We start from the raw sequence: 10,458 nt of genomic DNA on the forward strand, positions 1-10,458 counted from the left end.
ACTGTCTTCTCTTGCAATTCTATCATCATATTTGGATTTCAGATATTTGAGATTGCTCATGTATCTTAGAGGAAAGCCATTAATGAGTGAAATAATTACTATTTCGTTCTTTTTATCGGCAGATTCAACAAATGTTATACCTTGTCCGTAGTTTGCTCTAAATGCATTTTTGAGTTCCTCAACGAACTCTCTATTATCGTCTGATTTGGGGATAATAACGGAGAATGTTCTTTTAGGGTCAAAAGCATTATGAGTACCGTCGCCACTCTTATTGATTTCGTTTTTGTCCAGAGTCAGCCAGTAGCCAGAATAATTAATCATATTTCTAACATACTTGCCCAGTTCTTCAAAATTACCATCATATCGCTCTTTCAACTTACTCACTATACCAATATTGAATAGTTTGTCTTTTCCCTCCAATGATGCTTCAGCGTTTTTAGCATTTTGGTCACAGGTTTTTTCTAATTCGCTAATTAGCATTGATGTAGAAATTCGCTCGTTAAATACAGTAAAATTAGGTTGGTCACCTAAACGACTAACCAAGGCATTACGAACATTGGAAGTTTGTGATGCTTGTTCTTTTCTATCTCTCACAAAACGTTTGGTGATTGCTCGTACCTTAGCAGGGTCATAAAATCTAACAACTTGTTGCTTATACGATTCCTCAGATTTCATTTTAGCCTCGTCATCATTGCAACGTTCAGCTATATTTTTCTCAAATACCTTTAAGGCAGAATCAATAGTTTGATTTGAGGTGTTGATTTGAGCCTTGAATCCATAAAGTTGCTCTATAGTTTCGCTCATCGAAGTTTTAGCAAATTTTAACCCCTCGTATTGTGTTTTGTAAATGTATAGTTCCTCAAAAGCAACCGATTGCGCATCCAGCAACTGTGTTTTCGTCTTAAAGAATATCTCTGCCCAATCACCAACACTAGACCATGTTTTTTCATTTTCAACAATCGTAGCAAGGGAACGCTCTTCGTTTTGTTGATTGCTTACTAATTTATCGTCTCTTTCTGATAGACGTTTCTCTAAATTCTCTATTAAAACCTCTAACAAACGCCGAATATCGAACAATGATTTTTGACCATTTTTCCATTCCTCGAATATTTCCTTTTCAATTTTATTCACAATTTCACGAGCCAGATCTTTACGGTCTTTAATTTTGGCCTCATAAAATTTTTGTACGCCCATATTACGGTATTGTTCCACGAACTGTTTATCGCAAAGTTTTTTAAGTTCATCGAGCCAGTTAGTATCTTTCTTCTCCTTTGAAATAGTTTTGTACTCAGGAATTATAAATCGCCACGTATCGCCGATTTTTTTCCAACGCTTTGTAACAGTATCATCAATGATTGGTAGCGACAATTGAAAATGTTCGTCGGTCATACGCCAACGTTCATGCGTCCTTTTATCAGCTACCAATTCACCAAAATTTTGATTAACAGACTCATTTCTAAAGCCCGTCTCGTCTGACCAGTTATTAAAGCGCAACTGTAAAGCAGCTTGGCTGGCATAGTTGTAGGTGATAAACTCCCGTATTTCTTCTTCGGGTATAGCTATTCGTTTCACACCAAATGCTAAAAATCGCACACTGCGCTCTTCAATTGGGCTTAAAGCACTTTTTTCAGGTTTTGCATCAAAATTTTCGTTATCTTCGGCTTTACTTAATACATTGTTTTTCCATTCAATATCCCTAATAGAAATTAGCTTTTGAAATAAAAAATCAGCGGCTATTTGTGGAAGTTCTTGATCAATATCAACGGTATTTCCATTGGAGTTTATCGTTGAAAAGAGGTAGGCTCCGTAAACAGGGTCTTTAATATTTTTGAGTCGAGGCTCGCTCGTTGCAGATGTAATACTAATATCTATAGGCATATATACAGAATTTATATAGGCATTCAACTCCGATAATGCTGCATATCCGTTAGAATGATAAAAACCAGGCTTTGCTCTATCGTCCTTGGGGTTTTCTTCGGGTACAAAAAGATAAAGTGTTATTTTAAATTTAGAAACAACAGAGGTATTGAATAACCTTCTGATTTGAGCCAATACATCAATTAGCGTCCCTGCACCGGTACCACCTCCTAAACCACAGCAAACATGAAAGTGTACGTCAGCTTGACCGGAACTGTCCGTAAGCGCGTTTACTTGCAATATTAGTTTCTTTGTAAACTCTACAATATTTGATGTCAGAATAAACCTTCCAAGCCTTCTCCTTTGTCCACCAGCAATTTTCAAACCTGATAGAGACTTTAGATAGCTTTTCCAATTTTCAGTAGCACCTATCCAATCCTTTATGTTAGGATAATTGTTTATATTTTCAAGAATATTTCCTAAGTCACCAGGTTGTATAAATACCTTGCTGTTTTCTTCTAACTGGACACTTGTTCCCAACACTCTCCAAGTGTTATCAGATGGATCCATCATTTCATCCGATGTGTCCATGTACAAATACCCAATGTTAACCCCTTCGGGCTTATTATTTCTGTACTCTTGGTAGATTGTCTTTCGCAAAGAGCGAATTATTTTACCGCCCGTTCCACCTAAACCGATGATTAAATGATTGTCCATCTTTAATTTATACTTTAATTTTTAAGTCTTTATATGCTGCAAAACCAATCAAGCCAAAAGGTATTATTGGGATAATAATAAAAAGTAACACAAGTATTGTACGTGCTAAAGTAACTACTCTTGGTGCTTGCTTTGTGAGTTCTTTTTTGATAACTGTAGCTGCTATTTCTACACCATTACTAACAAGGTAAAGAGTCCCTCCAGCAGCAAAATGGCGCTTCGTATCTTCCTTAATTAGCTCAGGTGCAATCCCAAAATCAGATTGTAGTATTAATCCTAAAAGAGGATTTTCGCTGTCGAAATTTTGGCAAGCTAATTTTGAATAGATCTCTCCTGAGGTAAGTTGAGATTTTTCATTACTCATAGGTATGATTCTTCCACCGTTTTCTGGGGAAGGATAATCAGTGAAATCTTCAATATTCAGAGCCTTAACAGCATAATAGGCATCGTAAAAACACTTATTAATAAATACTGAATCATTTTTTAAACGCTCTTTCCAAATAGTGATTTTAGTGGTTGCTACTTCTTCCCAAAAAGTAAATGCAACAAATGCCAGCACAAATAAAAATGTAAACAATGAAGCTATACCACTCAAAACCTTGTGAGTAAGGGTTGTTTGATAAGTTTTATTCCAGAGATGACTATAATAATTACACCCAAAAAAGCAGCTTACTGACAAGATAACAGCACTACCCAAAGTCAGGTAGAGATTTTTGGCTGATAGTTTTCCTAAACCATTCAAAATAATGCTAATGACATCTGTAATTAGATCCATGAAGAAAGTACTGAAAAATAAGGTTAGGTTTGCGAAAGCAATTTACAAATCACTATTTTCTTTATATTTACCTCAATCGAACCTTTACATTTTAGCAAAATGAACAACGTCGGCGAGAAAATCAGAGGAATTCGTACGCTCAAAGGGCTTTCGCAAGAGAATATGGCCGAAATGTTGGGACTTTCTCTGCCTACTTATGCCGAAATTGAAAGAGGGGAAAAAGATGTGACCATCAGCCGTTTGGAAAAGATAGCCGAGAAGTTGGGCGTAACCCTCAACGACATCCTTAACTTCAACAAACGCGTCGCTAATTTTTTTGACCAATGCGATACACCACAAGTAGTGGCAGGAGTAAATAACGGAGGCCAAAGCCAAACAACTAACAACTACGACGCCCGCGAACTGCAACACCAAAATGAAAAACTGCAGTTAGAGCTCAAGCTGCTCCAAGCCGAGAAAGAAAAAGCCGAGATGGAGGCGCGGTATCTGAAAGAGAAGTATGAGAAGGTAGATAATAAATGAAACAACCGTATTACGACTTTCAAGCCAGTACCAGTCAACTTTCCTTTACCTTCGATAGTATTGGACCAAATGGGATCATTCCCAAGGCTGTTGTTTACAGTCCTTTGTACAATATGGCTGATATTTACAACTTGGCCTTTGGAGATATGATCTCCGATGAAGACTTTGACGATGAGGTAATTAGTAATAACAACGATAGAGACAAAGTACTCGCCACTGTAATTCAGACTATGCTGGTGTTTTTTGAAACCTATCCTAATAAAATAGTGTTTTTGACAGGAAGCACACCTTCACGTACAAGGCTCTATCAGATTATCATTAATCGTGAATATTATACTGTAAGCGAAGTATTTGAGATAGAAGGTGTCAAAAATAACACACGAGAAAAAATCGTACAGAACAAACGATATGATGCGTTTTTGATTAAACTAAAAACCATTACATAATCATGAAAGAATCCAAGAAAGGTTTTGACAGACCAAATTATACGATAAATCCGAATCTGAAAAGCTACGCAGATTCTCCTTTTGTAAAAAAGAAAATGGAAAAAGCCGTAGAGATTCTCAAAAATCTCAAGAATCCTATAGGTAAGCCCCTTTAGAAATCTTCCAAGCCTAAGTAGTTAGTAGCGAACATAGTTAAAAATCACTACTGACTACCCACTCCTCGCTCCTGATTTTCACATTCCCACCAACGAACTGCCGCGCAATACGGGTACTACGTCGTAGAGGTCGCGTTGGAGGCAGTATGAAATATCTTTTTGAATACCAAGTCGTTGTAAACGTCGTACGTGCGACGAATTGGAAACGTAGCTTAGCAAATCATTTTGGGCCTGTTGATACATTCGCATCGACATCAGGGCGCTGTCTTCGGCAATCATGTATTCTTCTTTGAGCGCATCCACCAAGGCCCCGGCAAACAACGTATCTTCCAGATTAACGCGCCCTTTCCAACCGGCGCACAACACCAACACATCGTACGATTGAGATTGAAGGTGATTCACAATCGCTCCCAAATTCAAAAACGCTCCTACCAATACTTTCACTGCCGCCGTTTTAGCTTTGGTGATGGAGAGCGTGCCGTTAGTGGTCGTCATCGCAATATGGGCTCCCACCAAATCTTCATCCATGTAGCTGAAAGGGGAATTGTCCAAATCAAACCCTTCTACTTTCATGGCATTTCGTTCAGCGGCGGCAATGTACCCTTTTTGTTGCAGTGCATAGCATTCCTCTACCGTTGCTACGGGGGTAATACTACCCACCCCATACGCTAAGCCCGTTACCATACATGACGTTGCCCGAAAAATATCCGTTACGACGACGATTGTGTTGTCAATAGTATGAAGAGGAAGTAATTCAGGGGTTAGGCACACATCAATTGATTTCATAAAAACTATTTTCTATTTTGAATTTAGACCCCGGGTTTGACAAACGGCGGTTTTACTACTTGGGCTTTCAATAATTTTTCGCGCACTTTTACAAAAATTTCACTTCCCGTTTTGCTATAAGCGGTGGGAACATAACCAAGGCCAATGCCTTTGGATAAAGTAGGAGATTGAGTCCCGGAAGTAACGTGTCCAATTATATTTCCTTCGGCGTCACAAAGGTCATAATGACCCCGAGGAATGCCCCGATCAATCATTTCAAAACCTACTAATTTGCGAGAAATCCCTGCCTGTTTTTGTTGAAGAAGTGCCTCAGAATTAATGAATGGCTTGGTAAATTTCGTTACCCAGCCCAATCCTGCTTCGAGCGGAGAAGTAGTATCGTCAATGTCATTGCCGTAGAGACAATAGCCCATTTCAAGGCGCAGGGTATCTCTTGCCCCCAATCCAATGGGTTTGATGCCGAAATCCTTACCCGCTTCAAAAATATGGTGCCAAACGTGAAGAGCCATCGCTTTAGGAATGTACAATTCAAAACCGCCCGCACCGGTATAGCCCGTTGCCGAAATAATGATGTCGGGCAAGCCGGCAAACGTTGCTTTTTTGAAAGTGTAATAATCCATGGCAGATAAGTCTACGGCTGTCAGTTTTTGCAGGGCTTCGGCGGCTTTGGGGCCTTGTACGGCAAAAAGACAAATATCGTCCGAAGCGTTAATCATGCGAACTCCTTCGGTGTTATGACTCTGAATCCAATTCCAGTCTTTTTCAATATTAGAGGCATTGACCACTAAAAAATATTCTTCTGCATCAATCCGATACACCAGCAAATCATCTACGGCACCGCCTTGTTCGTTGGGAAAGTAGCTATATTGAATTTTACCGTCAAACAATACCGATGCGTCATTGGCAGATACCCGTTGAATAAGGTCAAGTGCTTTGGGGCCTTTGACGATAAACTCGCCCATGTGCGATACGTCAAACACTCCTACGCCATTACGAACGCAGTGATGTTCTTCGAGATCTGACGAGTAACGCACGGGCATCATAAAACCCGCGAATGGTACCATTTTTGCTCCCAATTTCTGATGGAGGTCATTGAGCGGAACAGTTTTTATGTGGTCAGTCATGATTTTGGCTTGTTGAAATTTGGACGCAAAGCTACCTTTCTAATTTGAAAATTTTGTAATTGAGTGAGTTGTAAATTAAGTTATTTATAAAAAAGAGCCTTTTTTACTTTTGAACATCTTTAAAATTACTTTACTTTTGTCTAATACTCAACCGCATCGGCGGTCCGACTTTTAAGAGGAAAATGAGCAAGAAAAAGCATCCTGTTAATCAAGTTGCGATTGACTTCAAATTGCAAAACCGTACGTTACTTCATCTGGGGCAAATTGCTGCTCAGCGCGAAGGAGAGCGGTTATTTCAAGGACTTTTGGAAGGAGAATGGTTGCTCGAACCGGCAGGCGAAGCGGCTGATGTGTCTTCGGGGCAGGAGATTATTCGACAATTGGGAAGAAGACTTGCCTACCCTGAAACGGTCAAGGTAGCTCAATTGCACAACATAGAATCAGACTTTATCGGATTTTCGGCCCTGTACCAAGACAAAGGCTGGGTGTTTATCAATGCCCGTGTCGAGGAATACGAACGCCATTATTATACATGTTTACTCACGGCATCATTGGGGCTGTACATGGGTTATTCTCAATCGGAAACCTTGTGTCAACGCTCAGAAAAGTTAGTGAATGATGCTTTTCTTCCCGAAACCGAAGTGAAAAGTTTTTTTCACAGAGGCATTACCAAAATTTCGCCCTCTTTGGCAATGGATATTGCCGATTTTTTCCGAATGCCTTTTACCGTTATTCTCAAACGGGCACTTGCTCTGGAAGTGATTTCGGACGAGCAATACCGCAGTTTTATGACCGTTAAACCCGAGCATCCCGTCAAATCTCGTCCTTTATTTGTCTCTAAATCAGGCCAATTGGAAGGGGATTTTGATGATGAGCAATGGATTGGGGGTGGGTTTTAATAAAGCAGGAATTGTTAATTGATATATTAAAACAATAAAATCAAAGGGCGTCAATCGGCGCCCTTTGATTCATTCGCTTTTTAACCTAACCTCCTTGTTTTCCCTTTTAATTGCCGACGCGGGAGGCACACGCCAAGCAAAGGCCTTATTTATCACCACTTAGTGCCGATTCGTGGATCTGATTTTGCGTAAACTCCTGATACCTTTTGCTTCATCTTTCACCGAAAATTTCGGGATGGAGGTCGTTCCGTTTTTCATTCCCGTTTTTCTACTTCCGTTGCAATGGGCAGACGAATCCCTGTCACTTCATTACAGGCAATAATTTCACCTTTCGACGAGCCAAAGGCAGCTTTGTGCCGTCGACCAGGTGAAGTGTTCGTCCTCTGCGGTGGCGTAGATAATGCATATTGAGTAAACAGCCTTTATGCACCCTCACAAAACAGTCGGGTAATTCGGTCTCATAGCCACCTAAATGTTTTGAGGTCATTAGTCGACGCCCATTCCTCATAATGATACAAGTATAATTGCGGTCTCCTTCGAGCCGGACAATGTCGGCGATGAGCAGATGAACATTTCCGCGAAAGAGGCTTAAAACAGGAGTCTGGGGAAGAATAAGAGAGGTAGGTAATGAGTTCATATTGAGGATTCTTAAACGGGACGAATCGAAAAAAAGCATGGTTTCCAATGAGTTTCATTCATGAGAAACCATGATAATTGAGCTGGTTAATTCAGGCAAATGATTTGATTAGACAAAATCGGTTTGGCTAGAATCGCTTGCTCTTTGACGAGGATTTTTGTAACTATAGGTTGTTTCCCATCCGATAAGTTAATGAAGTATTTTCCATTGACTAACTCATTTAGATTCAAATCAAAGCGGTGTTGGGTCATTTTTTTGTCATTTGACCGAAATAGAGCACATTTTGCTTTTCATCCAGAACTGACAGGGAGAATTTCTTGCCATATTCCTTGCTGACTACCACCCGAACTTTGAAAGAGTTGGGTACTGGATAAACCGAGGCGATAAATGAAGGTGTTTCTACGGTCGACTGCGCCTTAGTCTCTCCGCTGATTCCTATCCCGAAAAGGGTAAGGCACGTTAAAAAGAGCGTTTTCATGTTTTTGTTGTTTAAAAGGTAATTAATAAAGTTGGATAAATGTGTTCTGCCCCTTAGTCGCAGTACCCCAAAAAGCACGAACAGCTTCTTTTGATTATTTTTCAAAAACTTGCGAAACGAGTAAAAAAAACGGCCTTAAATTTGTTTTTCGGGAAGAAATACCCGTACTTTTTTTTGGATTTTTACCCAACCCTGCTACCTGTGACTATCTTCGGCACCCAACCTTCTGATCAGGATATTGTGGACGGCATCCGTACGGGAGGAAGCCAACGAACCCATTTTGAAAACCGGCTCTACTATAAATACCGCTATTTGATTCGCAACGGAAGCCGCAAGCATAAAATTGAAGAGGACGATGCCTCAATCGCCTATTCTGACACGATTTTAACCGTAATTGAACATATTGCTGCCGGGCGATTTGAAGGTCGTTCTGAATTGAAAACCTATGTTCATCAAATTTTTTTGAATAAGTGTGTTGATGTAATTCGAAAACGCACGACTAATACCGCACAGGGATTTCAGCGAGTATCACTGGACGACTTGCTGATACCTGTGCCGGATACCCAACGTACTGCCTTAGCGGATTTGATTCGGCAACAGGACCATCAGCGTATTCGGCAATTATTGACCCGAATAGGAGAACGATGTCAGGAAATACTGACCCTGTGGAGTGAAGGTTTTTCTGACCGGGAAATTGCCCTGCAATATCATTATAACACGGATGGAGTGGCCCAGACTACCCGTTTACGATGTTTAGAAAAGTTGAGAGTCATGTACAAGGGAAGCCAATGATGAAATTATGTACGAAACCATAGACAACTATTTTGAGGGGCGACTTTCAGCCACCGAGCGGGCGGCTTTCGAAAGAAAACTGGAGCAGGATAAGGCTCTGGCCGATGAGGCAGCGTTTTATCTAAGCACCAAAGCCGCACTTAAAGAACAATCTTTTCAGAAACGCCATGCCGAATGGACGAAAGCCCGCCCAGTTCAACCGTTGCGTTGGCAGTGGACCTCAGGGGTTGCAGCGGCTATGGTGTTATTGATAGCTGTTTGGTATGTTGTTATTCCTTCAAATCACACTCTTCAAGAATATGCAGAAGTCTATATCGAAGAGAACTTAATGCAGTTGAATACTCACTTGGATACCACTGCCGACAGCCTTCAAACCGCCATTGACTACTATAATCATCAAAAATACCGGGAAGCTTTGTCCATCTTTACCCGATTGGCTCGGGCCAATCCACGGATACGTGCTTATGAGTATGAGGGCCTGACTCAACTGCAACTCAAAAACTATGATGCTGCCCTTGTTATTTTTGAGCGAATGGCGGCTGATACCGAGCTGCTGGAAAACAGGGGGAAATTTTACGCTGCTCTAACATATCTCAAAAAAGGGAATAATTCCACGGCCCAACGGCTTTTGGAAGAGGTAATTACCCAAGATTTAGCAGGAAAATCTGAAGCCGAGCGATGGCTTACTACCGTTCGATAACTATTTGAGAGAAAATTTTGAATTTCTTTAAAAATTTCTCAATATTATTGTTCGTGTAGCATCCACTATCGCGACTAAACCTACTAAACCTTTTGATACCGCTATGCGCCCCTACTATTATTTAATCGTATTGTTTCAGGGAATACTACTGGTTGGATGTCAAGAACCATGCCCCAATTCCAATAATGATACAAAGTCAGTCATCATTTACAAAGAGAATCTATCGCAGGCTAATGTAAAATTGCTTGGATCGTTAGGATTGAAAAAAGCTTTAACCTGTCCCTGCGACTCTAACTTGCAACTTTGGGGTGATACCACAGGAGTTCCCATTTATGGGAATGACGGTCTGGCAAATAACGGCGATAGCAAACCGGGCGGTGCAAGCGGCTCTAGGATTCGAGCAAATATACTGCCGACTCTGGGCTTTCAGGTTTCGCCCAATTATATTGTAGGTTAAAGGCACTTAAAACTGGCCTATAAAGGCAAAAGTAGGTCAAAAAGGTTGTAGTGACTATTTTTGTGAATGAAATGGAAAGAAACCTTTAAAGAAGTGCCTGATTTTAGACGAGA

Annotated in this window: 13 protein-coding genes; 7 read left to right on the forward strand and 6 right to left on the reverse strand. The window is 40.5% G+C overall.

Annotated elements, in window-relative coordinates:
- Window positions 1-2,574, reverse strand: a 2,574-nt coding sequence (locus Q0081_RS16165) for a tubulin-like doman-containing protein (RefSeq protein ID WP_298355315.1), incomplete at its 3' end; no start/stop codon positions are given.
- Window positions 2,575-2,581: 7 nt separating this feature from the next.
- Window positions 2,582-3,349: a hypothetical protein gene (locus tag Q0081_RS16170; RefSeq protein WP_298355317.1), complete on the reverse strand. Its 768-nt coding sequence runs from the start codon at window positions 3,347-3,349 to the stop codon at window positions 2,582-2,584.
- A 99-nt stretch (window positions 3,350-3,448) separates the two neighbouring features.
- Between Q0081_RS16170 and Q0081_RS16175 the strand changes: the two genes are divergently transcribed.
- The 3 genes from Q0081_RS16175 to Q0081_RS16185 are packed head-to-tail and all read left to right on the forward strand — an operon-like array spanning window position 3,449 to window position 4,472.
- Window positions 3,449-3,871, forward strand: a complete 423-nt coding sequence (locus Q0081_RS16175; protein ID WP_298355319.1) for a helix-turn-helix domain-containing protein — start codon at window positions 3,449-3,451, stop codon at window positions 3,869-3,871.
- Window positions 3,868-4,317, forward strand: coding sequence for a DUF6934 family protein (locus tag Q0081_RS16180; RefSeq protein WP_298355321.1), 450 nt, complete (start codon window positions 3,868-3,870; stop codon window positions 4,315-4,317). The genes Q0081_RS16175 and Q0081_RS16180 overlap by 4 nt, the downstream gene beginning before the upstream one ends.
- A 2-nt stretch (window positions 4,318-4,319) precedes the next feature.
- Window positions 4,320-4,472 carry a hypothetical protein gene (locus Q0081_RS16185; RefSeq protein ID WP_298355323.1) on the forward strand — a complete coding sequence of 51 codons (153 nt, stop codon included), beginning with the start codon at window positions 4,320-4,322 and terminating at the stop codon, window positions 4,470-4,472.
- Window positions 4,473-4,550: 78 nt separating this feature from the next.
- On the opposite strand, the gene Q0081_RS16190 is transcribed toward Q0081_RS16185, so the two are convergent.
- Together Q0081_RS16190 and gcvT are read right to left on the reverse strand one after the other, a co-directional pair.
- A complete protein-coding gene (locus Q0081_RS16190) occupies window positions 4,551-5,258 on the reverse strand; it encodes a 2-phosphosulfolactate phosphatase (protein WP_298355325.1) in 708 nt (235 codons plus the stop codon).
- A gap of 23 nt (window positions 5,259-5,281) precedes the next feature.
- Window positions 5,282-6,382 carry a glycine cleavage system aminomethyltransferase GcvT gene (gcvT, locus tag Q0081_RS16195; RefSeq protein WP_298355327.1) on the reverse strand — a complete coding sequence of 367 codons (1,101 nt, stop codon included), beginning with the start codon at window positions 6,380-6,382 and terminating at the stop codon, window positions 5,282-5,284.
- A 182-nt stretch (window positions 6,383-6,564) separates the two neighbouring features.
- Between gcvT and Q0081_RS16200 the strand changes: the two genes are divergently transcribed.
- The gene (locus tag Q0081_RS16200; RefSeq protein ID WP_298355329.1) at window positions 6,565-7,281 is read left to right on the forward strand and encodes a hypothetical protein; all 717 of its coding nucleotides are present in this window, start codon (window positions 6,565-6,567) and stop codon (window positions 7,279-7,281) included.
- A 301-nt stretch (window positions 7,282-7,582) separates the two neighbouring features.
- Here Q0081_RS16200 and Q0081_RS31900 read toward each other — a convergent pair whose 3' ends face one another.
- Window positions 7,583-7,957, reverse strand: coding sequence for a LytTR family transcriptional regulator DNA-binding domain-containing protein (locus Q0081_RS31900; RefSeq protein ID WP_409034072.1), 375 nt, complete (start codon window positions 7,955-7,957; stop codon window positions 7,583-7,585).
- 208 nt (window positions 7,958-8,165) lie between these two features.
- Window positions 8,166-8,396 (reverse strand): hypothetical protein, encoded by a 231-nt coding sequence (locus Q0081_RS16205; protein ID WP_298355331.1) that lies wholly within the window; start codon window positions 8,394-8,396, stop codon window positions 8,166-8,168.
- A gap of 201 nt (window positions 8,397-8,597) precedes the next feature.
- On the opposite strand from Q0081_RS16205, the gene Q0081_RS16210 reads away from it, so the two are divergent.
- From Q0081_RS16210 to Q0081_RS16220, 3 genes are all read left to right on the forward strand, one after another.
- A complete protein-coding gene (locus Q0081_RS16210) occupies window positions 8,598-9,188 on the forward strand; it encodes an RNA polymerase sigma factor (protein WP_298355333.1) in 591 nt (196 codons plus the stop codon).
- A gap of 7 nt (window positions 9,189-9,195) precedes the next feature.
- Entirely contained in the window at window positions 9,196-9,888 is a 693-nt protein-coding gene (locus Q0081_RS16215) for a hypothetical protein (RefSeq protein ID WP_298355335.1), read from the forward strand.
- 103 nt (window positions 9,889-9,991) lie between these two features.
- Complete coding sequence (locus Q0081_RS16220; RefSeq protein WP_298355337.1) at window positions 9,992-10,345, forward strand: hypothetical protein; 354 nt, start codon at window positions 9,992-9,994, stop codon at window positions 10,343-10,345.
- Window positions 10,346-10,458: the final 113 nt, after the last annotated feature.

The sequence above is a fragment of the Runella sp. genome, assembly GCF_027484545.1.
Taxonomy (GTDB): domain Bacteria; phylum Bacteroidota; class Bacteroidia; order Cytophagales; family Spirosomataceae; genus Runella.

Bases quoted from the DNA above. Each gene is read 5' to 3' on its own strand.
- Q0081_RS16170 (WP_298355317.1), bottom strand. From the start codon at position 3,349: ATGGATCTAATTACAGATGTCATTAGCATTATTTTGAATGGTTTAGGA.
- Q0081_RS16175 (WP_298355319.1), top strand. From the start codon at position 3,449: ATGAACAACGTCGGCGAGAAAATCAGAGGAATTCGTACGCTCAAAGGG.
- Q0081_RS16180 (WP_298355321.1), top strand. From the start codon at position 3,868: ATGAAACAACCGTATTACGACTTTCAAGCCAGTACCAGTCAACTTTCC.
- Q0081_RS16185 (WP_298355323.1), top strand. From the start codon at position 4,320: ATGAAAGAATCCAAGAAAGGTTTTGACAGACCAAATTATACGATAAAT.
- Q0081_RS16190 (WP_298355325.1), bottom strand. From the start codon at position 5,258: ATGAAATCAATTGATGTGTGCCTAACCCCTGAATTACTTCCTCTTCAT.
- gcvT (WP_298355327.1), bottom strand. From the start codon at position 6,382: ATGACTGACCACATAAAAACTGTTCCGCTCAATGACCTCCATCAGAAA.
- Q0081_RS16200 (WP_298355329.1), top strand. From the start codon at position 6,565: ATGAGCAAGAAAAAGCATCCTGTTAATCAAGTTGCGATTGACTTCAAA.
- Q0081_RS31900 (WP_409034072.1), bottom strand. From the start codon at position 7,957: ATGCTTTTTTTCGATTCGTCCCGTTTAAGAATCCTCAATATGAACTCA.
- Q0081_RS16205 (WP_298355331.1), bottom strand. From the start codon at position 8,396: ATGAAAACGCTCTTTTTAACGTGCCTTACCCTTTTCGGGATAGGAATC.
- Q0081_RS16215 (WP_298355335.1), top strand. From the start codon at position 9,196: ATGTACGAAACCATAGACAACTATTTTGAGGGGCGACTTTCAGCCACC.
- Q0081_RS16220 (WP_298355337.1), top strand. From the start codon at position 9,992: ATGCGCCCCTACTATTATTTAATCGTATTGTTTCAGGGAATACTACTG.